Annotated in this window: 18 protein-coding genes and 3 pseudogenes; 6 read left to right on the forward strand and 15 right to left on the reverse strand. The window is 62.4% G+C overall.

The genetic code is table 11. The annotated features are described in order from the left end of the window. Positions 1-120: 120 nt before the first annotated feature. From HDG33_RS34800 to HDG33_RS34865, 14 genes and pseudogenes are all read right to left on the reverse strand, one after another. A complete protein-coding gene (locus HDG33_RS34800; RefSeq protein ID WP_184040360.1) occupies positions 121-822 on the reverse strand; it encodes a response regulator transcription factor in 702 nt (233 codons plus the stop codon). A 1,316-nt stretch (positions 823-2,138) separates the two neighbouring features. Continuing rightward, positions 2,139-2,431, reverse strand: a pseudogene (locus HDG33_RS34805) (acyl-CoA dehydrogenase family protein); the annotation flags it as partial. Positions 2,432-2,440: 9 nt separating this feature from the next. Then, entirely contained in the window at positions 2,441-3,556 is a 1,116-nt protein-coding gene (locus HDG33_RS34810; protein WP_184040398.1) for a porin, read from the reverse strand. A gap of 458 nt (positions 3,557-4,014) precedes the next feature. Then, positions 4,015-5,064 (reverse strand): SMP-30/gluconolactonase/LRE family protein, encoded by a 1,050-nt coding sequence (locus HDG33_RS34815; RefSeq protein ID WP_260330692.1) that lies wholly within the window; start codon positions 5,062-5,064, stop codon positions 4,015-4,017. Positions 5,065-5,236: 172 nt separating this feature from the next. Further along, positions 5,237-5,731: a YbhB/YbcL family Raf kinase inhibitor-like protein gene (locus HDG33_RS34820; RefSeq protein WP_184040362.1), complete on the reverse strand. Its 495-nt coding sequence runs from the start codon at positions 5,729-5,731 to the stop codon at positions 5,237-5,239. A 311-nt stretch (positions 5,732-6,042) separates the two neighbouring features. Further along, positions 6,043-6,719, reverse strand: a pseudogene (locus tag HDG33_RS34825) (SDR family NAD(P)-dependent oxidoreductase); the annotation flags it as partial. Between the two features lie 140 nt (positions 6,720-6,859). Continuing rightward, positions 6,860-8,020 carry an acyl-CoA dehydrogenase family protein gene (locus HDG33_RS34830; protein ID WP_184040365.1) on the reverse strand — a complete coding sequence of 387 codons (1,161 nt, stop codon included), beginning with the start codon at positions 8,018-8,020 and terminating at the stop codon, positions 6,860-6,862. Continuing rightward, positions 8,017-9,825 (reverse strand): acyclic terpene utilization AtuA family protein, encoded by a 1,809-nt coding sequence (locus HDG33_RS34835; protein WP_184040368.1) that lies wholly within the window; start codon positions 9,823-9,825, stop codon positions 8,017-8,019. Before HDG33_RS34835 ends, HDG33_RS34830 begins: the two co-directional genes overlap by 4 nt. Beyond that, complete coding sequence (locus HDG33_RS34840) at positions 9,810-10,574, reverse strand: enoyl-CoA hydratase-related protein (RefSeq protein ID WP_184040371.1); 765 nt, start codon at positions 10,572-10,574, stop codon at positions 9,810-9,812. The genes HDG33_RS34835 and HDG33_RS34840 overlap by 16 nt, the downstream gene beginning before the upstream one ends. Continuing rightward, entirely contained in the window at positions 10,571-11,818 is a 1,248-nt protein-coding gene (locus HDG33_RS34845) for a CaiB/BaiF CoA-transferase family protein (RefSeq protein ID WP_184040374.1), read from the reverse strand. Before HDG33_RS34845 ends, HDG33_RS34840 begins: the two co-directional genes overlap by 4 nt. A gap of 23 nt (positions 11,819-11,841) precedes the next feature. After that, the gene (locus HDG33_RS34850) at positions 11,842-12,390 is read right to left on the reverse strand and encodes a 2,4'-dihydroxyacetophenone dioxygenase family protein (RefSeq protein ID WP_184040377.1); all 549 of its coding nucleotides are present in this window, start codon (positions 12,388-12,390) and stop codon (positions 11,842-11,844) included. Next, positions 12,387-13,157: a cupin domain-containing protein gene (locus HDG33_RS34855; RefSeq protein ID WP_184040380.1), complete on the reverse strand. Its 771-nt coding sequence runs from the start codon at positions 13,155-13,157 to the stop codon at positions 12,387-12,389. Before HDG33_RS34855 ends, HDG33_RS34850 begins: the two co-directional genes overlap by 4 nt. Further along, a complete protein-coding gene (locus tag HDG33_RS34860) occupies positions 13,154-13,420 on the reverse strand; it encodes a hypothetical protein (RefSeq protein ID WP_184040383.1) in 267 nt (88 codons plus the stop codon). Before HDG33_RS34860 ends, HDG33_RS34855 begins: the two co-directional genes overlap by 4 nt. A 100-nt stretch (positions 13,421-13,520) precedes the next feature. Further along, positions 13,521-14,312, reverse strand: a complete 792-nt coding sequence (locus HDG33_RS34865) for a GntR family transcriptional regulator (protein WP_260330693.1) — start codon at positions 14,310-14,312, stop codon at positions 13,521-13,523. 420 nt (positions 14,313-14,732) lie between these two features. On the opposite strand from HDG33_RS34865, the gene HDG33_RS34870 reads away from it, so the two are divergent. From HDG33_RS34870 to HDG33_RS34895, 6 genes and pseudogenes are all read left to right on the forward strand, one after another. Continuing rightward, positions 14,733-15,455: an IS6 family transposase gene (locus tag HDG33_RS34870; RefSeq protein WP_184040407.1), complete on the forward strand. Its 723-nt coding sequence runs from the start codon at positions 14,733-14,735 to the stop codon at positions 15,453-15,455. A gap of 1,519 nt (positions 15,456-16,974) precedes the next feature. Further along, positions 16,975-18,122 (forward strand): annotated as a pseudogene (locus tag HDG33_RS34875) (IS3 family transposase); the annotation flags it as partial. A 937-nt stretch (positions 18,123-19,059) separates the two neighbouring features. Further along, on the forward strand, positions 19,060-19,314 hold the full coding sequence (locus tag HDG33_RS34880; RefSeq protein ID WP_184040386.1) for a hypothetical protein: 255 nt from the start codon (positions 19,060-19,062) through the stop codon (positions 19,312-19,314). Between the two features lie 555 nt (positions 19,315-19,869). After that, positions 19,870-21,765, forward strand: coding sequence for an SMP-30/gluconolaconase/LRE-like region family protein (locus HDG33_RS34885; protein ID WP_184040410.1), 1,896 nt, complete (start codon positions 19,870-19,872; stop codon positions 21,763-21,765). 720 nt (positions 21,766-22,485) lie between these two features. Further along, a complete protein-coding gene (locus HDG33_RS34890) occupies positions 22,486-23,799 on the forward strand; it encodes an NAD(P)/FAD-dependent oxidoreductase (RefSeq protein ID WP_184040389.1) in 1,314 nt (437 codons plus the stop codon). A 40-nt stretch (positions 23,800-23,839) separates the two neighbouring features. After that, entirely contained in the window at positions 23,840-24,676 is an 837-nt protein-coding gene (locus HDG33_RS34895) for an alpha/beta fold hydrolase (protein WP_184040392.1), read from the forward strand. Between the two features lie 245 nt (positions 24,677-24,921). Here HDG33_RS34895 and HDG33_RS34900 read toward each other — a convergent pair whose 3' ends face one another. Beyond that, positions 24,922-25,227: a hypothetical protein gene (locus HDG33_RS34900; RefSeq protein WP_184040395.1), complete on the reverse strand. Its 306-nt coding sequence runs from the start codon at positions 25,225-25,227 to the stop codon at positions 24,922-24,924. Between the last annotated feature and the right edge of the window lie 137 nt (positions 25,228-25,364).

A 25,364-nucleotide genomic window follows, 5' to 3' on the forward strand; every position in this document is an offset into this window, starting at 1 on the left:
TCTGGCCCATCGGCGTCTGCTGACACGTAACCCGATTCCCGATCATGCCTCACGCGGGCGCCGCGTTGCGGACGGCCGTCGCGAGGTGCTTACACGTAAGGCGTGGTGTAGCAGAGATCTTCACGACAGTCCCTTAGCTGGCCCACTTCCGCCGCCCATCTCGGCATTGACTTTTAGTGCAGCTTCAACGCGGTTTCTGACTTGAAGCTTGTCGTAAATGACACAGGAAACCTGTCTGACATGTCCCTCGGTGACGTTAAGCTCTCTTGCGATCTGTTTTCCTGACAGGCCACCTGCAATGCAACGCGCCACGTCCCACTCTCGTGGAGAGAGTCCAAGATGATGCTGATTCCGGATAGCTGAAGGCGCTTGCGTCGGGCAGGCAAAGCGCATCAAGACTTCTTCCGGAATCCAGAGTTCACCTCCTAAAATCCTGCTCAGTCCAATGAACATTTTTTTGTGTGCGCCTCCCTTCAAAATGATTCCTCGAGCAGCGTGGTCACGCATGCACATTCGCAAGATTTCAACTTCATCATCGTTTCCCGGAGCGAGTCCCGTGCAGACGACCACGGGAACACTGGATGGATTGCCGGCCTGGAAATGTTCCAGCGTCGTCGCGCCACGGTTCTCACCGTCCAGATTGAGATCCAGGAATACAAGGTCTGGGGGAGGTGCCTTGCTCATTTCTTCAAGCGCGCTGGCAAGCGTGAATACGGGTGTGACTTCGATTGGGACTACGCTCAACTCCGATGCGTGTGTTTGGACATATTCGGAAAGAGCAACGCAGAGAATTTCGTGGTCATCGACCCATAGGATTTTCATGGCCGCTTCCCTCCTCAATACCTCAGAGAAAAACAATCGATTACGCGCTACGTTTGTGCGCGGCACCGCTTGATAGCTAACTTGAACACAGGCATTCTCCGAGCGTCGAAATTCGTGCCTCAAGCGCCGCAGTATGCGCGTGCCCCTGACTTCGGGTCGACGGGATCGAGGCAGTTTTGGCCGTTTGGCGCTGCATTCGCACGGAGGCTGGACACGCGGAATCCATTGAAGTATCTGTACTTTCATGGCACACGCGATGAGGCTCGGATAAACGTCGCCCCGCAGATTGGCGTGCCGTAGCCGCCTTAGCATCCTTGCCGTGCACGCCCAGGCATGGAACGCCGAGGGGTAAGTTAATGTGGCGCGCTCTCGGGCGGCGCCGCAGCAGCGTCGACAGCATCGCGCGATCGCGCAAACCTTTCAGAGTCGTCATCGCCTGCTTCGCCTCGTTGAGGGTCTGATTCTTGCGTTACGCGACCGGGCCGGTGGCGCGACATATGGAAGAGCATACATCGCGTTCTGGAAGGGAGGAACATCACAATGAGATCCCAACACCCTGTCAACGGAACTCACATTTGGTCGGCGTTTGCGGGAACGCATCATTGTCTCGTCCCGGAGATCGCCTTTGCGGGCACGCCGATGGAAACCGTCAACGGCGTGACGCCGACGCCGGAAGGCAGCGGGTTGCTCGCGCAGTGCAACCTCCAGGTGACCACCTCGGACAATCGAGGTCCCGCTTCCGCGCACGGGGTTCCACAAACTGTCGCGGTCAAGCCAAGCGCGCAGCCTCCGCTGCGCGTCGCGACTCGCATACGACTCCAAATGGTCCTTATTAACTGCCCCGTAAGCCGGCGCTGTGGTCACCTGGGGTCGAACGACTGCAACTAGTTGAGAGTACGCATCCGCTGGAAGTGAACGTGACATTCGCGGTTATAGGGATCCGATTGGCAGGAAGGTGACCTGAAGCTGCCTCATGAACCATGAGGCTTGAATGTCGGGAATGGCCGAGATGTTCGCATTGGGTATCGGGCAGTTTTCGGAGTGGACCAGCCGTTCGAGTGTCGGCTCAGCGCGATGTGCGAGCGGCGCCGCCGATACCCGACGACCATTCCAACACTCCCGCGCACCGCGCAGCCGCGAGCAAATTCGAACGCTCGTTTCGATAATTTGAATTTAATGGGCATTTTGCCAATCCGGGAGTCGCAACGACTACCATCGCCTCCACACTGACACGAGCGGAAAATCCACGCAGTGCGGAGGTTGCGCTATTTGAACAGTTGCTTGACGCGCGCATCCGCCACGAATCCGACCTCGCAGAGCTTGCGAGCCACCGCGTTGCCGTCGATGTGATCGACCGCCAGCACAAGCACCGTGACCTGGTCGATTTCGGCGCGTGACTTGGCGATCCATTCTCCGATCGTGCCATGCTCATGCAGTGCTTTGCCGAATGTCCGGCGCGACTGCGCACGCTCGATCATAAGTTCGAGCGCAAGATCGGCCGCGTCAATCGCGCGCATGCAGTGGTGATGCGCCCAGGTACCAGGCGCGGCTGAGCCAACTAAAAATCACTGCCCTCTTCCCCGAGCAGATTGGTCGCCGGTACGCGAACATATGTCGGCTAAAACCGGTGCGTCACGCCCATGAGCACCAGCGTCTGCGACGCGTTGGGTTCGGTCACGGCGATACCGGGCCAGCTCGTCGTCGCGCCTCCATTGTTCTTCATATAGCCGGCCCGCATGTACACGAACGTGCGCTTCGAAAGGCTATGTTCCGCGCCCACTTCTATTCCGGGCGTGTTGTCGTGTGAACCACGCACATTACGTTCAATTACGGCGATCTGGATGGCATCCTGCGACGTCGCCTGAATCGTCGCCCCCACTTCGACAATGCTGACGGAATGGACCGTACCAAGACGGGCCGCGAGTGAACCCGCTGCGGCGTCTTTGGGTTGCACGTACAGATAGGCGAACTGCAGGTTCACGATACCGAACCGGTAAGCCAATGCTCCCGTGTAGTGAGCCGTTCCAACCAGATCCAGGCGGCCAGGAAGTCCGGGAAAGCTCAACTGTCCGGCATGCTGATACTGGTATCCGAAACCAGCAAACAGGCCATAGTTAGAATAGGTTGCCGATACATCGAGAAAATTCCCCGACGTGGACGGCAAAGGCTGCGTGACCGTAGCGGCGAACGCGTACATCGCGTTGAACGTGAAACCGCCCAGATTCGGCGATTGATAGTTGATCGAATTGCTGGTGCGTCCGGTGGCGTACTGCGTCGACAAGGTGTTTCGGTCAATTGCGAGGACGGCCGCGGCGAGCGGCGAAATCACTTCGTTGATGCGAAAGGGGTCGACAGGGTAGACGACCTTGAAGCTCGGTTGATACTGACGACCGAAGGTCAGCGAACCGAAGTCGGCGTGACTCAACCCGACCCACGCCTGACGATAGAAGAGCGCATTGCTGTCCGCGAAGAACGTCCCGTTGTTCACGTTGAAGCCGCTCTCGAGGGCGAATTCGGCCGTCAACCCGCGGCCGAGGTCCTCACTTCCCTTGAACCCCAAAAGGGACGCTGTGGAGCCGCCACTTCTTTCGGAAAACGAATGAGTTCCATCGTTGTTCAGATACTGACCAAAAACGTCGACCACCCCATACAACGTCACACTCGACTGCGCTACTGCATGGCCTGCGGCAAGAACCAACGTAGCACCGCAAATTCCCCGACTGATCGCACGCATGCTGTCTCCTATCGGCGCTTGCTTCATCAATATCTCCTCGCCCCCAGTGGTCGTCCTAGCCACCAGGCATCTTCATTTCGATTACATGTTCGATGTGCCGAAATATTTAGTACTACATATCTGTAAAATCGCCATCGCACGCCAGCGCTTTATGGCCCGCATCGACCCGACGATGGAATCCATACCTGGCGGCCCATCTCCATGCAAGCAATCTGGTTAGTCCAATTCACACCTGCGCTTCATGTGCCCGAATGACGAGGAACTCGCGCGCGCTTACCGCAGTTCGAGGGCGAGGCTGGGATCGCACCCACCCTGGGACGTGCCGGGAAGTCGCGCGGCCTCGGAGCGAAGAGCGACTTCTGGGATCGATCGAGAATCTGCGCTAAAAGGACCGGGCATCGTATGGCGCGGGCCCAGTCGCCGTGTGGGCATGGACTTTCGAGCGCATCCGGTCACTTCTAATAGATGCCCGGTATCCGCTTCTTGATTTTCGAGATCGTGTGGACCTTCACCTGCTGAGCCCACGGTCCATCGATTGTCCGTTCAGACTGCGAAACGACTGCGCCAAAATCGAGCGAAAGGTTGGTGACAAGAACCTCATCCCCGCGGAATACGAGGCTATTCGACCAGAGAAAGCCTATGGGCGCCCCCTCGCGATCGATTCCGCCGAAATCGCCGAGCTTTGCAATCACTCGCCCCTGCGTCGGTTCGAGTACGAGAATCTCGTTGGACTGGTTGCACGCGGTCCAGATGTTATCGTGCTCGTCAATGATCAGGCCGTCAGGTCCGCCGCCGACGCGATTGACGAAGACCTCAGGCGTGCCAGGTTCAAGCGTCGCCCCGGTCACCGGTATCTTGACAATCGTGTCGTTCGCTGTGTTGGCGACGAACAATGCTGTCCGCTCGTTGTTGAACGCCAGACCATTCGCGCCGATGCGCGGTGCTGGCCTTGCCGGACTGAGCAGTGGGCTTTTGACCCACGCCAATGCTTCGCCGCCGCCTGGTCCAGTCTTCCAGATGATGCCCTGGTGAGAGTCGGTCACGTACACGTTGCCGGCAGCGTCGAACGTCATCCCGTCGAGGCCGGGATGATTACCCGTGACCGTCATGAAAACGGATGCGGCACCCGTGTTGGGATCGACGACCCAGACCTTCGCGGCCTGGTAATCGACCACAAGCAACTTGCCGGTCTGTGGATTGAAACCAAGATCAAGCAATAGCCTGCTTGTGCCTTTGACTTGAACAGTCCGAGGGTGCTTGCCATGCGGGTCGAACACAATGAGCGTTCCCTCACTCGTCTCAGGTTTGTTCGCCGCCACTGTGGCGACGTAGACGTTCCCCTGACGGTCGATGGTGATCCCCTCGGGATGCGCCTCACCCGGCGGCAACGTGGCAAAGCGCTCGACCTGGCCGCGCTCCCAGGCGTTCGTGGTGAGAGGCGTCGTGAGCAACACCAGCAACGTCAGCATCGGCAATATCAGGATGCTTTTGGCTATGTTCGTTCTCAATTTGCAGTCTCCAAAGTTGGGGGTAGCTGTAATGCGTCGGATTATTCAATCGTGTCTGCCCCCATTGAATCCACCAGCGGTCCCACCACCAGCACCAGGAACGCCGCCCGCCCGCGTCGCGCCTGGCCTAGGGGCTGGCGAGCGGTTCAAACAGTCGCAGCAAGGCGCACCCTCAGCGGTTGTAGAGACCGGTCAGGGTGGCCGTGGCGAGCGTGTTCTGGTAGATCAAGAAGCGCACCACCGCGTTGGGCGCGTTGGCCGGCGGCTCCAGCTTCTGCACACCCAACGCGTGCACGGTGAAGATATAGCGGTGCGCCGGCAGGCCCTTGGGCGGGCAGGGACCGCCGTAGCCGGTGGCGCCATAGTCGTTGGTGGCCTGAGTGCCGCTGGCGCCCAGGTCAGTGGCGTCGGCGGAGCCTGCGCCTGCGGCGAGCTGGGCGACGGACGAATCGATATCGAACAGGATCCAGTGCCAGAAGCCGCTGCCCGTGGGTGCGTCCGGGTCGTATAGCGTCAGGGCGAAGCTCCTGGTGCCTGCCGGCGCGCCGTGCCATTGCAGCGCGGGCGAACGGTTCTGGCCGGTCCCGTCGAAGCCATCGAACTCATGCACCAGTTGCAGCCGTTCCTGATCCTTGAATTCAGGCGATATCACTGTGAAGATGCTCACGCCATTTCCTTTGATTTACTTGATTTGAGAACCAGGAAAGCTGCATCGCCCGGATGAGCCCCAGAACCGATGCACCTATTTGTCATGGCGCGGCATCCTCCAGCTGCGCCACGGCCTCCCCACGCACGACACGTTCGGCGGCGGACGATTATTCAATCGTGTCTGCCCCATTGATTCCGTTATGCGGACAGGTCCGCGATAACCCGGGCATAGGCGGCGCCCATTTCCGTCACTGTCGGATTGCGGCGTAGCGTCAGGCCGCCATTGACCTGCAGGTTCTGTCCCGTCATGAAGCACACGTCGCTTGCCAACCACAAAGCCGCTTCGGCGACGTCGTCCACAGTGCCAATACGTCGGAGCGGATAGCCGGCCTCGAAGGCCCCAATATTTCTGGGATGTCCAGGGCGTCACCCGACATCGGCGTGCGAGTGACGCCAGGAGAGATCGAATTAGCGCGAATTCCGAGATGGCCAAAGTCGTTGGCCACACAGCGCACGACGTGGTCGGTGCCAGCCTTGGTGCCCATATAGGCGGCGTGGTTCTCAAGCATGATCGTCGCGGTCGCGGGCGAGATCATGATGATCGAGTCCCCCGGCGTCGGATTTTGCCTCATCGCTTTCACGAGCACCTGCATGAACTGAAAGGGCCCCTTGAACTGGAGATCCATCATCGCCTGCAGTTCATCCTCACTCGTCTCTTCGAACGGCCGGAGAAGTCCCCAGCCCGTGGCGTTGATGCCGACATCGACGTGGCCGTAGCGCTCGTGCGCGAAGGCGACGAGGGCTCCGACGTCTTCCTTGCGCGTGAAATCGCAAAGCCGGCTGGCGCCTCCGATTTCGCTTGCCAGGTGATCCAACGGCTCCGCGCGTCGTCCAGCCACAATCACGCTGGCGCCTTCGCCGGCGAAGTGTCGGGCAATGCACTGCCCCATGTTGTCTTGACCGGCGGCGCCGACGACGATTACGACCTTACCCTCAAACCTCCTCATGAAACTGTCCTCCCGCAACGTTCATCCTCATTTCGCAGTCTCCAGGCCCGGGTTTATCGACCGTTGCTGATTGATCTGGTTGGTGTCGTCGGACGTGCCGTTGCCACGCCCTGGATGCGGTTTGTCTCGCGCTGCGCGGGTCAGTACGACTTCGGCAGCCCGAGCGCCTGCTCGGCGACGTAGCACAACGCGAGCTCCTGTGTCACCGGTGCGAGCAGCGACAGCACGCTTTCGCGCAGGCCCCGCTCGACGTGGTACTCCGTCGCGTAGCCGTAGCCGCCGTGCGTGCGCACCGCACGCAACGACGTCTCGAAACTGGCCTCCGCCGCCAGGTACTTGGCCGCCGTAGCCTCGACACCGCAGGGCTTGCCGGCTTCGTAGAGCGCCGCCGCCTTCCACATCAGCAGTTCGGCCGATTGCAGGCGCATCCAGCATTCCGCCAGCGGATGCTGGATCGCCTGGTTCTTGCCGATCGGCCGGCCGAACACGACGCGTTCCCTGGCGTAGTCGGTTGCCCGCGCCAGCGCGGTCTCAGCGGCGCCGAGCGCCGCAGCCGCGACGAGGATTCGCTCCGGATTCAGGCCGTGCAGCAGGTACCTGAAGCCCTGGCCTTCGTCGCCGATGCGATCCTCGACGGGGATCTCCAGCCCGTCGATGAACAGTTCGTTCGAGTCCACTGCCTTGCGCGCCATCTTGTCGATCTCGCTGATGCGGACATGCGAACGGTCGAGGTCGGTGTAGAACAGCGTGACGCCGTCCATCGGCCGCGCGCATGCCTCGATCGCCGTCGTGCGGGCCACCAGCAGGATCTTGTTGGCGTGCTGCGCGGTCGAGGTCCAGACCTTCTGGCCGTGGACGATGTAGCGGTCGCCCGCGCGGCGGGCGAAGGTTCCGACGCGTGTGGTGTCGGAACCGACGCTGGGCTCGGTCACGCCGAAGCAGGCGCGATCCGAACCGTCGATCAACGGCGGCAGCATGCGCCGCTTTTGCGCCTCGCTGCCGAACACGACCACCGGCTGCGGGCCGAACAGGTTCAGATGTACCGACGACACCGCCGCCGAGCCGAGCTTGCCGATCGTGCGCATCACCATCGCGGCCGCGGAGATGCCGAGGCCGGCGCCGCCGTGTTCCTTGGGCATGGTCACGCCGAACCACCCGCCGCGAGCGACGGCGTCACAGAACTCGCTGGGCCAGCGTCCATCGCGGTCCCGCTCAAGCCAGTAATCGGCGCCGAAGTCGGCGCAGCGGGCCTCGACGGCGTCGCGGATTGCAAGCTGGTCGTCGGAGAAGTCGAAATTCATGCGGGGCGCTCCTGCAGCAGGTCTGCGGGGACGTCGACCGGCATGTCGAGCAGCATCTGCGCCATGCCCTTGCCGAGCGGGTCGTTGCGCAGCGACGCCATGCCGCCGCCGCCCAGCGCCCGCTCGCAGACGAGGTTGATGGCATGGATGCCGGGCAGCTCGTAACGGTGGACCGGCCCCTGCACCAGATGGCGGAGGTACTCCGCGACGCGTTCTGGCGTCACCTGGTCTTGCAGCACCGGCAGCAGGGCCGGATGCCGCGCGATGAGGCCGATGTTGGAGGTGTCGCCCTTGTCGCCGCTGCGTCCGAGCGCGATTCTCACGAGCGGCACGGTCTGGCGTGGGCCCGCGGGCAGCGCACCCTCGATGGGCGCCAGCGGTCCGGGCACGACCTGCGCTTGCGGTGGCGGCAACGTCACGGCGAATGTCGTCTCGCCGAGCGTGACCGTCGGCGTCACCTGCGCCTTCGGAATGAGCCAGGCGAACTGCCGCAGCACCGGCGACACCGAGGGACGGCCACCGGCACCGGTCGTGCCGGGCGACCAGGACGTGCCGGGTGCGGCTAACTCGCGGCTGAACATCTCCAGTGCGCGCCGGTCGGCATGCCTCACCGTCAGTCGCAACACAACTTCGCGCGTCGGCAAGGGGCGAGCATGCGGCCCGTAGGCTGATTCCGTGCCGAGCAGCTCGATATGGGTGGCCAGGAAATCCGCGAACCCGCTCTCGTGCAGCAGCCGGCGGCCGCGCTCGAGCAGCGCCTCGCCCGTGCGCTTGGCCTTCGCTGTGGCGTCGATCCCGACGATGGTGAGCTGCCCGGACACCTTGAAGCCCGCCGGCGCGGTGGCGCTGACCTTGTAGGTGCCGGTTGGCGGGCGGCCGCGCGCGCCGGTCACGAGCACGCGATGCGGCCCGGCCTGCTCCATGCGCACCTGGCGGAAGTCGCAGGTCACGTCCGGCAGCAGATAGTTGGCCGGATCGCCTATCTCGTACAGCAGTTGCTCCCCGACGGTTGCGGGTGTGACGAGGCCGCCGGTGTCCGCGGGCTTGGTAACCACAAAGCTGCCGTCTTCGCGGCACTCGACGATCGGATAGCCGATGTTCGCCCAGTCCGGCACGCTGGCCCAGTCGGTGTGCAGGCCGCCTGTCGCCTGGCAGCCGCATTCGATGATGTGGCCGGCCAGGCTGCCGGCGGCTAGCCGGTCGAAGTCGTCGGCCGCCCAGCCGAACTCGTGCATCAGCACGCCGAGGGTGACGGCACTGTCGACGCAGCGGCCGGTGATGACGATGTCGGCACCCGCGGCCAGGGCCCGTGCGATGGGCAGTGCGCCGAGATAGGCATTGGCCGTCACCAGCCGCTCCGGCATCGGTTCGCCGCTGGACATTTCGACCGTGCCGGCCGCTCGCATCGCGGCGGCAAACGGGAGCACGTCGTCGCCTTCGACGATCGCGACCCGCACCGGTACGCCGAGTTCGTCGGCCAGCGCCCGCACCGCCGCGGCGCATCCCCTCGGGTTCACGCCGCCGGCGTTGCTGACGATGCGGATGCCCTGCTCGACGGCCTGCTTCAGCACCGAGCGCAGCGCCACCGTGACGAAGTCGATGGCGTAGCCTTCCTCCGGCCGCTTCATGCGCGCGCCCGCGAGGATCGACATGGTGAGCTCGGCGAGATAGTCGAACACGAGGTAATCGATGGCGCCGCAGCGCACCAGCTGCAGCGGCCCGACGCTGCTGTCGCCCCAGAAGCCCGAGGCGCCGCCGATGCGCACGACCTTGCCCGGCGTCGCGGATGTCAGTTGCCCGTCCATTGCGGTTTCCTTTTTTCCTTGAATGCGGCCAGGCCCTCGCGCGCGTCCTGGGTCAGGGCCAGCAGGCCGATCTGCCCTTCGCCGAAGGCGATCGCCTCTTCGAAGGACATCGAGCGCATCGCCTTCATCGCATACATGCCGCGCCGCAGCGCGGTAGGTGAGTTGGCGAGCAGCCGCGACAGCAGGCGCTCGAGCGCAGCGTCGAGGTCGTCAGCCACCTCGTTCACCAGACCGATCTCGCGTGCCCGCGCCGCGTCGATGGGCTCGCCCGTCAGGCACAGCTGCGCGAGGCAGCGCAGCGGCAGCTGGGCCTGCAGCACGGCGAGCACCTGCATCGGGAACACGCCCACCTTCACCTCGGGCAGGCCGAAGCTCGCGTGCCGGGCCGTGATGGCGAGATCGCACATCGCGAGCAGGCCCATGCCGCCGGCCATGCAGGCGCCGTTGACCCGCGCGACGAGCGGCACGTTCAGCGTGCGGGCCGTGCGCAGCAGGTCGGCGTAGGCGCTGGTCGGCGTGGAATAGTCGAACGCGAAGGCATCCCCGCCCAGGTCGGCGCCGGCGCAGAACGCTTCGTCGCCCGCACCGGTGAGCACCACCGCGCGAATCGTCTCGTCAGACCTTGCGCGATCCAGCGCTTCCTGCAAGGCGCCGATCACTTCCGCGTTGAGCGCGTTCCGGCGCTCCGGACGGTCGATGGTGAGAATCAGCCGCCCGTCCTGCCGGCTGGCGTGCACGACATCGCTCATGCTTCGACTCCCGTTGACTCGCTGCACGCCGCCACTTGCGTCACGCCCGCCTGCGCCATCTCGCGGATCTGATGCGGCGAGTAGCCGGCCTCGGCCAGCACTTGTGCGCTGTGCTCACCCAGCAGCGGCGGCGGGCGCAGCGGCGGCAGTGCCGTTTGCGGCCATTCGCTCGGCACCGCCATGGTTCGCAGCACGCCCTCGGTGGGATGCTCGAACTGCTGGAAGAACCCGATGTCCTGCAGGTGCGGATCGTCCATCAGCGACTCGAAGGTATGCACCGGCAACACCGGGATGCCGAGCGGCTCCAGCAGCTCGCGCCATTGCTGCGTGGTCTGCGCTTTCAGCTTGTCGGCGAGGATCTCGTACAGCGCCTCGACATGCTGGGTGCGCGATTCGCCGTCGGCAAACCGCGGGTCGCTGTTGAACCGCTCGGCCTCGCCGACCACGCGCATGAAGGCCTGCCACTGTTCGTCGGTGTAGACGACGAGGCACACCAGGCCGTCCTGCGTTGCGTACGGCCGCCGCTGCGGGTTGAGCAGCCGCGGATAGCCGAAGCCGCCGCGCGGCGGGATGAACGTGTGGCCGTACAGATGATCACCCAGCATCATCTGCGCAGTGGTCTCGAACATCGGCACGTCCACCGCCTGCCCGCAACCCGTGCGCTCGCGCGCGAGCAGGGCCGCGCAGATCACGCCGAACGCGTACAGGCCCGTGGCCCGGTCCGAGAGATTGAGCGGGGCATAGCGCGGCACGTCGGAACCGGCCCGCACGCTGGCCTCGGGGATCGCGACGGCCGCCTGGATCAGGTCGTCGAAGGCGCGCGAGTGCGCATAGCGGCCGCGCTGGCTGAAGCCGAAGGTGCCGACGTAGACGATGCGCGGGTTCACCAGGCGCAGCGCCTCGTAATCCAGCCCGAGGCGCTGCATCGCCTGCGGCCGCACATTGTAGACCAGCGCGTCGGCCGTCTTCGCCAGCTTCAGCAACGCTTCCTTGCCGGCAGGGCGCTTCAGGTCCAGCATGACGCTGCGCTTGTTGCGGTTCAGGTTGAGGAACAGCGGGCCGGCGCCCGAGCGCCCGCCCGGTCCGACGGCGCGCAGCATGTCGCCGCCGGGCGGCTCCACCTTGATCACGTCGGCCCCCAGGTCGGCCAGCATCTGCGTGGCCGAAGGTCCCATGACGACTTCGGTGATGTCGATGATGCGCAGGCCGGCCAGCGGCCCACCCTGGTTCGAGTCGTTGCTCATTCTGTCCGTGCTCCTCTTTCCGGTCAGGAACCGGCTACGTCGGCGCCATTGCCGCGGATGTAGGGCACCGGTCCGATGTCGCGCGCTGCCGCGAGGGCCTCGATCGCGTACCGGATCGAGACCGCGTCATTGAGCGAGTGGAACGTGCCGTCCTCGTTGAAGCTCACTTGCGCGCCTTCGATCCAGGCGATGGTGATGGTGTCCTCGGTGTTGTCCTCGGGGGTGTAGAAGGTGTGCACCGAGCCGGCGGGCTCGTACAGGTAGGAGCCTGCCGTTTGCCGCTGCTCGGGGTACTCGCGATACGCCCAGCAGCCCTGGATCGTCCACACCTGCGCCGTACCGGTGTGGTAGTGAATCGGCAGCGAGCAACCGGGTTCCAGGATGGCCATGAAGACCCACTCGCCGCGCTCCAGGTCAAGGCGCAGCGGCTTGATGTGGATGCCCGGAAAGACATCCCTGATCAGCGGGATCTGCTCGATGTTGACGGTCAGGAGCTTGTCCTGTGGCAGAGCGGGCAGCGGCAGCGGGACGCCGGTGGACGTGGTGGGCTGCGCGAGAATTCTTGCGTTCATGCGTTGTCTCCGGTTGCTAGTGGATGTAAAGCAGTCGATGGAAGCCGCCCTTTGATAAGGAAGCCGGACGCAGGCTGCTCCAGCAAGCAGCGCAGGGAGGCAGCGGCCCCGCGCGGAAGAAACAGGAAGTCGCCCGGGGCGAGACCGAAGTCCTGCCCGTCGACACGTGCGTCGATCCGTCCGTCTTCGACGTAGAGAACCTGCTCGGCGTCAGGCTCCGAGGTGCAGACCGATGCGCTGCCGGCAGGCATGCGCAGCGCCGCAATGTCGACCCAGCGCGCGTCAGCGGTCTCGCGGTCGATGAGGGGAACCGTGCCGGTGGCGGCGTCGCCGGCGGCAAGCACGCGCACCTTGCCGTGAGCAGGCGCGGCGGCAGCGCCGTCAGGTTCCGTGATCGTGTGCGCCGGGTTCTCGCCATAAGGCGGCGTATAGACGACCAGCACACGCCCGGGCTGGTCGCTGGTCACGCGAAACGAATGGAACACGCCTGCCGGCACGTAGGCCCAGGTTCCGGGCTCCATCGCTTCCACGCGGCCCTCCGCCCCCGACTCGCCGGTTCCCTCGATCATGTAGGCGCATTGCTCCAGGTGGGGATGCGCGTGCGGCCGCGCGCCGTGCGATTTCATGATCGTGCCGACCAGCACTTCGAGCGCCGTCGCACCGACAGTCTCGGGGCCGATCACGCGCACGTTAGAGGTGCCGGTGTGGTTCGCCGGCGCGTAGGCGGCAAGATCGGCCGCCCTGACCACGGTAGGTACGGGCTTCATTCGGGCTGGCTCCATGCGATCTTGACCGCCGGGGCGGCGGCCTGCGCCGCCATGAAGCCGGAGGCGGCGGGACGGTTTTCCACGATGACGGGCTGTGGCTTCCTGGCGGGCAGCGATTGGTCGGGCAGGCGCGCCGCGGCATCCGTTCCGCTTCCGACCGGAAAAGGAACGATGATCCTGATGGGCTTGGCCGGATAAGGGGCCGCCGCCATCGCTTGCAGCGCGGGTACGGGGGCAGCCAGGAGGACGAGAAGGTTCCGCATGCGCATCGAGCTCCAGTGAGGACTCAGCTTCGGAGAGAGTTAAACCTAAATGACTAATGTTAGTAGTTTAGGCATGCGCAAAATGACGTCAAGTACGGGCTTACCCGACAGCCCGCCGCTGGGGCTCGGTGATCCCGGGCACGGTTTTCAGGGCGGATGCGGGGAGGTCGATCTCGGAGACGTAGCGGTCGCCCCGATACCAGGTAACACCGGCGTAGAGCACGTTACCTTTGCCGTCAACCAGGCGCCGCGACATCTTCGCGACGGGCGAGGCAAACGGGATCTTCAGCATGTCGCATAGAGGAAAATCCGCGGGTATCACGGTCACGCGTTGCCGCAAGCGTTTGCAGCGCCCGCCCAGTTCGTCGAGCACCGCGGCAAGCAGCTTCCGCTTCATGGCGATGTCCTTGGGCAGCGATTCGAAAACCGGCGCGGGCACATAGATTTCGGCGTAGCAGAAGGGCTCGCCGAAATAGGTGTGCAGCTTGCGGACGCACACGTATTCCTCGGCCGACCGGTCATCCGGCCCGAGCAGCTCCTGCGGCAGCAAGGCGCGGCGCCCGACTTCGAGTATCTCGAAGGCAAGCGGCTGCGGCGCGGCGAAGGGGTTGTTGATCACCTGTTCGAGGTCGCCCGTGGCGGCGGGCAGCGCTGCAACGTGGGTCCCCACGCCCCGCTGGCTGCGGATCAGCCCTTCCTTGGAAAGCAGCTCGTATGCTTGCCGGACGGTGACGACGGCGACGCCCACGTCGTCCGCGAGCTGCGTGATCGGCGGCAACTGCGTGCCGAGCGGGTACTCGCCCTTCGCAATTCGGTGCCGCAGCAGGGACGCCAGTCGCTGATATTGTGCAACGCCGCGCTCGGCTGGCAGCTCCGGCCGCGCGGTCTCCATGTGTCGCTCATCCGCCATCATATAAATCCTAAATAACCAACATTCGAATTATATGTCAGCGGTGGGCGAGCAGAAGATCGCGTTCCTGGCACCCTCCTGGCCCCCACCAGGTTCCTTTGCCGGCTTAGCGTGAACTGACAGCGGACATCGACCAGGAGCCCAAGGCCACGCGCGACCCGATGACGTCGGCGCAGCGCCCGCAACTAGCGCAGGACAAGGTGGCCAGCCGCGCGGTGGATTTGACACGCCCGGAAACAGCTACTCGATGCTGACAGCTGAGCTGGGCAGCATCGTGCAACGCCTGCCGCAAAGACGTCGAACGCCGGCGCCTCGGGGATAGCTGCGGGTACACGCCCGACGGCTCTGTCGCAACAAGGCATTGAGGTAAAATCCGGCGGACGGAAATTGCTGACGACCACGATGGCCAAGACGACGAAGACGCCGCGCAAGACGCTGTCCCCCGGCATCGCCAAGGTGCTGAAGCGACTGCACTATCCGCTCGATGTGATCCTGCTGTGCGTGCGGTGGTACTTGGCATACTCGCTGAGCCTGCGAAACCTCGAGGAATTGATGGCGGAACGCGGTTTCGAGATGGACCATTCGACCGTACACCGCTGGGTCATCAAGCTCGTACCGTTATTCGATAAAGCGTTTCGCCAGCACAAACGACCGATTGGCAAGAGCTGGAGGATGGACGAAACCTATATCAAGGCGGGCGGCCAGTGGAAGTACCTGTACCGCGCGGTGGACAAGGCCGGCAATACCGTCGATTTCCTGCTTCGAGCCCATCGCGACAAGGCTGCCGCGCGTCGCTATTTCGAGAAGGCCATCGACCAGAACGGCGAGCCGCAGACCATCACCGTGGATCAAAGCGGCGCCAATCTGGCCGCCCTGCAAGCCATCAATGCCGAACGGCAAACACCCATCAAGATCCGGCAGATCAAGTATCTGAACAACATTGTCGAACAGGACCATCGCGCAATCAAACGTGTCATCAAGCCGATGATGGGTTTCAAGAATTTTCGCTGCGCCCGCGTCATCCTGTCAGGCATCGAAGTCATGCATATGATCAGGAAAGGGCAGATGAAAGACGCGGTCATCCAACGGACGGTTGCCGAGCAATTCTATTCTCTAGTGTTATAAGCAGTTCTTACCATCGCAGCACTGCAGGGCCTTGCCATCCTTATCGCGACACAACCCGTTTCATTGGTTCGAGGAAAACACTGGCGGCTCACCGTTTTCATTGGAGGACTGAGCGAGTCTGCGCTCAGCCTGAGACTCGGAGGCCCTCGTTTTATTAGGTATCCTAAAATGATAGAATGATTGCAGCGGATCGCGCGGATGCGTGCGAAAAAATCAGCGTGGGCCATGACACAATTCCGTTTCCTTGCAAACTTCGCAGCAGAGTTTCCCGCAAGCCAATGTAGCTTTGTCATCAATAGCGGTCGTCGAGGTGTGTTGGACTCGAACGTCAGGAACGGATCGAGATGCGTCCCAGATGCATCAGGCAGCGAGCGGCCAGCTACGGACGTTGGTCGGCACCTTCGCGCGGACGTTCCGACGTCTGCTACCCCGCAGTACCCGCCGCTCGGGCAGGCAGGCTCCGTCTTGTTGTACTGCGATATGTTTGTTCGACGCCCGGCCCGCTTCATCGTCTCGACGATATACACGAGTATAAGAGTCCGACGCTCACGTACGACTGCGGCAACCGTTCGTAGAATGGCCGTCTTGGGACCATCCGCATATCATGGTTCCATGGACGGTGCGATTGTTATTTAGGAGGCGAGGATCGAATCGGCAGGGCTTAGTTTGGACGCTTGTGAAGTGTTGTAGGACATCACCCGGCCAACGCGTTGACACAATGAGTCTCCTCAGGTTCCTACCTCCCCACCCCTGGGAAAAACGGAACCTCCTTCGAAGCCGGCTTCCGCCGGCTTCTTTTTACCGAGCGGTCACCGAGTGGCGGAAAGCGCCTGCCACCGGTAGACAGGCGCAGACCCCGGCCAGGTACGGCGCGTCGACCTCGACCTCGACCTCGACCTCGACCTCGACCTCGACCTCGACCTCGGGCCGAGGTTTCAACGTCGGCTGAGGTACAAGCCGTTGATTTGTTGCACATCGACGACGGCCAGAGCAGGTACTTGCCGGCCAGGAATGCCCAATGAAGTTCGGGCTGCGGGGCATAAGGAGAGGAAGACGATGAAAAAGATTGAATACCCCCGCTTCACCGCCATCGAGCTGTGGGTCCTCGCCGTCTCCATCGTCATCGCAGTCGGAGTACAGATATGAGTGTAGCGCCCACGCCAGCGCATCGCTCGTGCCTCCCTCCGAACGACTTTTCCGACTGTCTGCTCCGCCAGCTAAAGCTCCCGTTGAGATACCGTCGGAGGGGCAGAAGTGGGTCGCAAGTACTCGTTCGCTTTCCGCGGGACGAGTCATTCGCGACCACCGACCTGTGAATGACAGGAAAGCGCCCCATACCCGTCTGACCGGCACCGATGCTCGAATGACGGCTCAGGCCGATAAGCAACGCCTGACCATTGTCAACTGAACGGCCGGTTCCCGGGTGGAACCGACGTCTGAATGTCCGGGCGACGGTGCAGGCGAATGAAGTTGACCCAGAAAAACGGACATCTATCCTTTGGAGAAGGAGGTGCCGATTATGGGCAAGCATCGTACCCCGTACCCGGCGGAATTTCGGGCGCAAATGGTCGAGCTGGTGAAGGCCGGGCGCAGGCCGGAGGAACTGGAAAAGGAGTTCGAGCCGACTGCACAGACCATCTACAACTGGGTAGCGCAGGCTGATCGCGATACAGGCGTGCGGCATGACGGTCTGACCACAGCCGAACGGCAGGAGCTCACACGGTTGCGTCGTGAAGTCCGGCAACTGAAGATGGAGCGCGACATACTCTCTCACGCGGCAGCCTGGTTCGCGAGGGAGACGGGATCCATTCCACCGAAGAGCGGTACGGATTCATGAAAGCGAACCGGGCCCGCTGGCCCATTGCGATGATGGCACGGCTGCTCGGCGTCTCGACGAGCGGCTATTACACGTGGCTGGTGCGAGAGCCCGCGATGCACACACGTAGCGATGCACAACTGCTCGCGCGCATCCGCACGCTACATGCGAGCTCGCGGGGCACGTATGGGGCACCGCGTATCCATGCGCAGCTCGCGCGCGAAGGCGTACACGTGGGGCGCAAGCGGGTGGCGCGCCTGATGCGTATGGCGGGTCTGTGCGGGGCAAGCCGGCGGCGCTGGCCGCGCACCACGCGGCCACGTGCAGGCGCCCGGCGTGCGCCTGATCTGGTGCGTCGGCACTTCAGTGCCGACGCGACAAACGTGCTGTGGGTCGCAGATGCGACCTATGTACCCACGGGCGAAGGATTCCTCTATCTGGCGGTCGTGCTGGATGTGTTCAGCCGTCGCATCATCGGCTGGGCGACGTCCAACCATCTGTACACCGAACTGATGCTACGCGCCCTGGACATGGCGTTGCAGCAACGACGCCATGAAGGTGTAATTCTACATTCCGATCCAGGCTCTCAATACACATCCATTGCCTTCGGACGGCGCTGCCGCGAAGCAGGCGTACAGCCGTCGATGGGCACGGCTGGCGATGCCTATGACAACGCGATGTGCGAGTCGTTCTTCGGCACACTCGAAGCCGAACTGCTCTGTCGCGAACACTTCGCGACCCACGAACAGGCACGGCGGCGTCTGTTCTCGTTTCTCGAGAGCTGGTACAACATACGCCGCCTGCACAGCAGCATCGGCTACTGTTCGCCGCTCGAGTTTGAAAACCTGCATGCGCAAGATCAAAGCTTATCGCCGCGCGGGTTGTCCACCGCCGGGCAGCGTCGTGGTCGTGACAGGCGACCCGCCGCCCGGCCGTGGACAACCCGCGATTCAACCTTATCGGGAGGTGCCACACCGCATTAGACTCAACTGCAAATCTATCCGTCGAACCGGGTCAACCTCAGAATGACCCTTCATGGCCGATCCCGGTCCGACGTTGAATCGGGAAAGTAGGCCGCCCTTGATCGGTCCGCCTCGGGCAGAACTCGACCTTGAACTGCCCTTCGATCCAAAGTCCGCTCTACGGCTGGCTCCTGGAGGGATCTGCGTTTCGAATGTCCGCGCGACGCCCGGCGAAGGGCAAAGGGCCCTTCATGGCCATCCAGCGCCAGCGATCCAGCCCCGGACTCGGCGGCCGATATGCGGTCTCCTGCTCGATAGGCATCGACAAGATGCGCTCTATTGGCGGGGCGCAGCGAGCGCCCGCATCTCCTGTCGTCACACTTAAGCGCTTTATGTGGAATGGTAACAGTCTCCACGCGCGCAAATGATAACATTACAATACGCTTTCATGATCGACGATTGGAGAGCATTCAATGGTTCTATTTCACCATGGCGCAGCGATTCAAGCGTCAACGATAAGGTACGGCAACACGTTCGTGGCCAGTGCTTGCATCTTGAAGGAGGACGGCGAATCTGCCTCATTGGGTGATCTTGGTCAGTTTGCAAGCCAGACCTGTGCATACGAGTTTGCTGTGCGCTGTGCTTGCGCGTTTGTGGATGGCGTACCGATACCTCGCTCGCCGTTCGGCAGATCATCGACTTTGAACCAGGCAGCAAATAGCTAACGCCGCATCGCAGGATCCGGCAGACATCCCTAAAGCAGTGAACGACTGCCTTCACCGCGACTCCTGCAATCGGTCAATTCAGAAGCAGCCACGGAAACGTGATGTACAAACCACTGTTAAGCCGATTTCAGTACACCCGCAAGTACGGCAAGCGACGGACATACGACATAACGATCAACCTCGTGCAAAAGGCTTCCGGTGTTTGCGCTTACGCAGCGTGGGTGCATTTCGAAGCTGAATTCAAGGGTTCAGGGCTGATGCTCCCGCTCGTTGCGAACACACTCGATGCCGCTGCACAAGAGGCTCAGATGCGTATCGAGAAGGAGATTGACGATCTGGTCGGCATCGTCGAGTAAAGACGAACGCAAGTGAAATGGTGGTCTGGCTGGAAGACCGTTGCGACGGTGAACCCAAATCCGCTCTCTCGGTGAATCTCTTCTCCTGCCGGTCGAACTGGTTGCAGCGGCCCGCAGCGAACCGCCGTCGCGGCCCGTCCTCGGTACTATCACATCCCGAACTTCCGCAGCCGACCCACTTCGGCCCTTCAGCGTAGCCGATCTCAACGGCGGCTTCCAAGGTGGAGCGGTCGTTCGTTGACATGCATGGCCAGGTGCGGCATAGCCCGCCAATGTGACAACGCCATGAAGATGCCAATGTATGCAATCGCACACTTCTGCTCGGTTTCGTCTTCGGGCTTCGTGCCCAGAGCACTATTTTTCAGAAGCACGTCCCTCGACAGACACAACCGGCGCGGAACGTGCCGGCCTGTACGGCCCGCCGATTTGATTGCGCCGGCCTTACTTGCCAGCCGCCTCAGTGGAAAAGCCATCCGGTCTCCTGATGGCGGCCGTCGCACGTGCTGCAAATGGGGGGACGTCGTGAAACGAATCTGTGCCGCATTCCTTGCGGCAATGCTGAGCGCTACGATTGCATCGGAATGTCAAGGGCAGTACACGACTGACTGGATAGCGAATACGTTTGGGACTAACGCCACTCACGTAGGTAACGCCGCGCGTTCGATGTGGATCGCGCCAGAAGGCACCATCTACACTGCTTCCATGTGGGACGAGAACGAAGGCGGCATTGCGATCTACAAGAACGGTGCTAATGCGGGCAGCATCGGCGCGCACGGCGAGCCGCAGGGCTCGGCGATTACCGGCAATGCGACGTACGTGTGGGCCCCCCGCCAATTCGGCCGTGTCAACGGCGTCTTCGCGAACGGGATGGTCTTCCGCTACATCCGCGCGACCGGTGCGAACGACCAACAGATTCAGGTCAGCGCTGACACCACCGAGCGGCGCGCGGACGTCATCACCGGCATCGCGACGTGGGGTCAATACTGGGCCGCATCAGATCATCCAGGCAACCGCGTCCGCCTCTACAAAACCGACGGCACATGGATTCTTGACATCGCCGTGACTGATCCAGGCGCAATTGCCTTCGACCGCAACGGCAACCTGATCATCGCGCAAGAGACCGAAGGCACGCTCCAGCGCTTCAACCTCTCCGGCCAGCCCCTCGGCACAGTCACCCTCGCCGCAGGCGTCCAGCCCCACGCCCTCTACTTTGACCCGACTACTCAGTACCTCTGGATCGGCGACGCCGGGCCAGACCAACAGGTCAAGATATACGACACGCGCACTTACACGCAGGTCTCAACCTTCGGCATCAAGGGCGGGTACCTCGACACAACCACTGGAACTAAAGGCCAGGTAGGTAGCCTGCGCTTCGCTCGAATCGATGGCATTGGGCGAGACTCTGCGGGCAACACCTACATCCTCTCCCAGCCCTGGGGCGGCAGTTGGGACCTTGGACGAACAGGAGGCACGGACATCTATGCGTACGGCTCGACTGGAGCACTTAAGTACAGGTTGCTGGCACTCAATTTTGAAGCCATTGGAGCGCCTGATCCAGAAGCAGATGCTGGAACTTTCTACAGTGGCGTCAACGTCTACCGTGGTACGGGTGGTGCAAACTGGTCCTTCGTCGCTAATACAGTTGATCCCTTCACCTACCCCGACGACCAGCGACTGAACTCGACCACCTATCCCGGCCGCGGCCTGCACTTCGGCATGGTTGCGAGCGCAGGAACGAACAGAGTGCTGGTCGCCACTGACCAGAACCCCGACGGCTTCTACTTCTTCCACTTCGACCCAGCACAAGGCTATATCGCCGTTCCGGACGGGGCATTGCCGGGCGAGCTATTCAATGCCACCGCGCGGGTTCGCAACGGCTTCTGCCTCGACAGCAGGGGCGACGTGTGGGCGGGTCTGGACAAGACGAACCAGATCTGGCACTGGCCCCTGACCGGGTTCGATGCGAACGGCAAGCCGTCATGGGGAGCGCCCGTGACTGTGCCAGTTCCTGCATCGATCGGTGGCCTGAGCCGCATCATCTACCTGCCCGAAAGCGACACGATGATCCTCGGGCAGCGCGTCACGGGCAGCACGGACTGGACCGGCATCGGAACCCGCGTAGAGGTCTACCACGGGTGGCTCGCCGGCAACACGACCACCCCCAATCCGGTAATCACGCTCACCAGTGCGAACCCGAAGTCCCTCACCGCTGCTGGCAACTACCTGTTCGTTGGCTACGTCCACACCGTGCCCAACATCGATGCCTTCAATCTGACGTCGGGCAGCCTGGACAACACATTCACCAACAGCAATCCCAGCAACGTGTACGTCGGCAATGACGTGGATTCAATGTACGGGCTGAGATCGGTGCTGCGTTCGAACGGCGAGTATGTTGTGACCAAGGACGACTACAACGGCACCAGCATCGTTGTTTATCGTTGGACTCCCTGATCACCCGTGCCCGTCGCGCGTACTCCCCCGGCCTCAGACTGGCAATTTGGCAAACCGCAACGCGCAGACGAGGGCGCGCTGCCAATGGATCGTTGACCGATGAACGGTGAAACTCGCAGTGGAATCGCCCCCGTTACATGTCAGCTTGCAAGCGGACCGTCGCGACATTTGTTCGAGCGGCAGAAACTTTGGCCGAACCCGGGCTGACGAAGCGGGACTCCGTGAGTCAACGGCAATAAATCACGGAAGGAGGTCTGTATGCCACTGAGCAAGACACCGTCGGTCAACGAATGCAGGGGGCGTATCGCAGCATTCGCGCTTTGCATTGTCAGCACGCTTCTCACCGGCGCGGCGCAGGCACAGGGCCGCGGCGCCGATGGCCGATGATTCGACCTGCATAGTCGGCGGCCGAATGGCTGTTTCCAATAGAGACCGGTCGACTGAGCGTCTCAGTCCATGGGCCGTCGAACGACGCCTCATGGCCGATCGCTGCCCGACGCGGAAGACCGCGATCGACCCACTACCGTCGTTCGTCCCGAGACCACGCCAATGGCGGCTTCCAAGGGCGCTTTGCGACGATCGCGACCGACCGAGTTCGACCAATTCTGTTATTCGCCAGCGATGCAGATTTCTTGGCTGTCGATAGTTCATCCCACAAGCGCCGCCTATACTGATTGAAGTTTGCCCCTTGTGCGGGCATGAGTTCGGGCGAGAAGAAAGGTGAACAACAACACGGTCGACGGCGATGAGGCGCCACTACTGGCCCCACCGACGCAACAGGAAGCGTTTGATGTCGTCATCATCGGTGCAGGGCTCGCTGGCTGTACCGCCGCGCGACTGTTCGCGTTGGACGGGTTGCATGTCGCGCTTGTGGAACACCACGCCGACATCGCGGCTTTCAAGCAGTTATGCACGCATTTCATCCAGGCGTCGGCCACGCCCACCCTGCGGCGTCTGGGTCTTGACCAGTTGATTGAGGACGCCGGTGGGTTGCGAAATGGCGTTGATATCTGGACCCGCTATGGCTGGACCGGTGACGTCGCGCCGCTCGACCAGAATGGTGAACCTGTCTTCGGGTACAACATTCAGCGCCGGACCCTTGATCCGATCCTCCGGCAACTGACGTCGCATACCCCAGGTGTCACAACCATGTTCGGCTGCGGTGTGCGCGCGCTGGTGAAGCAGGACGGCGTCGTCAGTGGTGTCGAGCTCGGTGGGAGCCGCACGGGCGTGGTCTCAGCCCCGCTAATCGTTGGTGCGGACGGGCGAAACTCGCCGCTGGCGGCGCTCACCGGCATCCAGCCCGCATTCTCGGAGAACAGCCGCTTCGGCGCAATTCGCGCTTACCGCGGCGTCACACTGCGGCGCGGAACCTGCTCGCAAATGTGGTTGCGCGGTCCGGAGATCGGCTACGTGTTTCCCAACGATGGCGGCGTCACAGTGATTGCCTACATGGCGACCAAGGACAAGCTCGACGGCTTTCGCACCGAGCCGGGCGAGGCACTGGAGCGCAGCATGGCCGGATTTCCCGATGCCCCCGATCTGTCCGCCGCCGAGCCGGTCGGTAACGCCTTGCTTGTCAAGGACTATCCGAATCTGTGGCGGCCAGCTGCGGTCGGTAACGTCGCGTTCGTCGGCGATGCGCTGATGAGTATCGATCCCCTGTGGGGCGTCGGTTGCGGCTTCGCATTCCAGACGGCGGAATGGCTGGTTGACACGCTTACGCCGGCGCTACGGCAGGGGCGCCCGATTTCGCCCGCGCTGCAGCGTTATACAAAACGTGTTTCACGCCAACTCCGCGGCCATCGCTTCCTGATTCTCGACTATGCGCGCCGGCATGGATTCAACGCCATCGAACGGCTCACTTTCTCGGCTGCCGCGAAGGACACTGCAGCGTCAAGACATCTGCATGCCTTTGGCGCACGCATTATCGGTCCGGCCAAATTCCTTTCCCCGGGCGCTCTGGTAAGGGCGGCGTGGGTCGATCTGCGACAGCCCGCCGCGCACTCTGCGCAACCCGACGCGCCGGTCTGACCGGCAGGTTCGCGTCGATTTACAGCCACCCTAGAGACGCATGAAAGAGACATCAGTCCGCGTCGACGGAATCCGCTCTCCCCTGTTGGAGGCTGGGCCGCGCGGAGCCGACGAGGCTGTCGTTTTCGTGCATGGCAATCCGGGATCGACTGCTGACTGGCCCCGGCTCGTGGCCAGCGTGGGTGAGTTCGGCCGCGCCGTCGCCATGGACATGCCGGGTTTCGGCGCTGCGGACAAACCTGAACGTTTCGACTACAGCGTGCCTGGCTACTCACGCCACCTCGGCCGGCTGCTGGCCGCGTGCGATGTCCGACATGCTCACCTCGTCATGCACGACTTTGGCGGCCCGTGGGGCCTCGCGTGGGCCGCTACAAATCCTCACGCCGTTGCAAGCGTGACATTGATCGACACAGGCGTCCTGCTTGATTACCGATGGCACTATCTGGCGCGCATCTGGCAGACGCGCTGGCTGGGCGAACTGTTCATGGCCACGACAACGCGTGCCGGAATGCGGCTCCTGCTTCGGCACGGCAACCCGCGTGGCTTGCCCGTGGAATATGTCGATCAGGCGTTTAACAGCTTCGATGCTGGCACTCGACGCGCCGTGCTGCGGCTATACCGCAACACCCGCGAAACGAAAAGTGCCATGCAGGACCTCGCAAACGCACTGCGCCCGCTGGATCTGCCAGCGCAAGTGGTGTGGGGCGCCCACGATCCCTATATTTCAGTGGACTTCGCCGAGCGACAGCGCGAGGTCTTTCCCCGCGCCGAAGTGTTGATCCTGCCGGACAGCGGTCACTGGCCTTTCGTTGATAATCCTGACGCCGTTGCCGGCACGGTCGTTCCCTTTCTTCGCTCGCAACTCAGTCCACGCTGAAGTGTTCCGAAGCTCAGGCAGCTTTCCGTCGCGGCTGTGTACACCGAAGGACAAAATGGCACTTCCAGACATTTTTCACAATCGTCGTAAGCCATACTGTTGATGAGGGTCTCCTCCGAAGCAGACAGGCGACAATCGCCCACGTCATGCCTTGCCAGATTTTGTTAGCGGCATAGCGTTGCGGTGTAATCGAACTTGAACTGGCGCATTTGACTCTAGTTGCATCTCCAACTCATCGCGGTTCGTCAAACGCCAAAAACGTACCGGCTGCCAGTGTACGAACGAATGAACTTCTCCGGCATCTCTTTCTGGACGATCTGGATGAACATCTCTCCAGTGCAGTGCATCGGAATGACATAGTCCGGGTCGATTTCCTTGAGTGCGGCGACGGTCTGTCGGACATAATCTTCCTTTTGCGGCGCCAAGTGAAAACCGCCAGCCACAGCATGCACTTTCTTGACTCCGGAAACCTCCATCGCGCGTCTGACGGTAAGCGGTCCATCTTCGACGTCTATCGGCTGGCGGCATGAGCGAGGAGCATAGGTGTCCACCTACGTGGAGGTGGACACCTATGGCTGGCAATGACTCAGAGTTAAGAGTAGTTCGTCTAAGCCGCGACGGGCGCCGTCGCTATGACGAGAACGGTAAGCGCGCGCTGGTCGAGGCTGCATTGCGCCCCGGCGTGTCG

This window comes from Paraburkholderia sp. Cpub6 (assembly GCF_014201065.1).
Lineage (GTDB): Bacteria > Pseudomonadota > Gammaproteobacteria > Burkholderiales > Burkholderiaceae > Paraburkholderia > Paraburkholderia tuberum.

Excerpts from the sequence above, each read along its gene's own strand:
- HDG33_RS34830 (WP_184040365.1), bottom strand. The coding sequence starts at position 8,020 with ATGAATTTCGACTTCTCCGACGACCAGCTTGCAATCCGCGACGCCGTC.
- HDG33_RS34895 (WP_184040392.1), top strand. The coding sequence starts at position 23,840 with ATGAAAGAGACATCAGTCCGCGTCGACGGAATCCGCTCTCCCCTGTTG.
- HDG33_RS34850 (WP_184040377.1), bottom strand. The coding sequence starts at position 12,390 with ATGAACGCAAGAATTCTCGCGCAGCCCACCACGTCCACCGGCGTCCCG.
- HDG33_RS34860 (WP_184040383.1), bottom strand. The coding sequence starts at position 13,420 with ATGCGGAACCTTCTCGTCCTCCTGGCTGCCCCCGTACCCGCGCTGCAA.
- HDG33_RS34870 (WP_184040407.1), top strand. The coding sequence starts at position 14,733 with ATGGCCAAGACGACGAAGACGCCGCGCAAGACGCTGTCCCCCGGCATC.
- HDG33_RS34855 (WP_184040380.1), bottom strand. The coding sequence starts at position 13,157 with ATGAAGCCCGTACCTACCGTGGTCAGGGCGGCCGATCTTGCCGCCTAC.
- HDG33_RS34885 (WP_184040410.1), top strand. The coding sequence starts at position 19,870 with ATGCTGAGCGCTACGATTGCATCGGAATGTCAAGGGCAGTACACGACT.
- HDG33_RS34840 (WP_184040371.1), bottom strand. The coding sequence starts at position 10,574 with ATGAGCGATGTCGTGCACGCCAGCCGGCAGGACGGGCGGCTGATTCTC.
- HDG33_RS34800 (WP_184040360.1), bottom strand. The coding sequence starts at position 822 with ATGAAAATCCTATGGGTCGATGACCACGAAATTCTCTGCGTTGCTCTT.
- HDG33_RS34835 (WP_184040368.1), bottom strand. The coding sequence starts at position 9,825 with ATGGACGGGCAACTGACATCCGCGACGCCGGGCAAGGTCGTGCGCATC.
- HDG33_RS34810 (WP_184040398.1), bottom strand. The coding sequence starts at position 3,556 with ATGCGTGCGATCAGTCGGGGAATTTGCGGTGCTACGTTGGTTCTTGCC.
- HDG33_RS34845 (WP_184040374.1), bottom strand. The coding sequence starts at position 11,818 with ATGAGCAACGACTCGAACCAGGGTGGGCCGCTGGCCGGCCTGCGCATC.
- HDG33_RS34865 (WP_260330693.1), bottom strand. The coding sequence starts at position 14,312 with ATGGAGACCGCGCGGCCGGAGCTGCCAGCCGAGCGCGGCGTTGCACAA.
- HDG33_RS34880 (WP_184040386.1), top strand. The coding sequence starts at position 19,060 with ATGTACAAACCACTGTTAAGCCGATTTCAGTACACCCGCAAGTACGGC.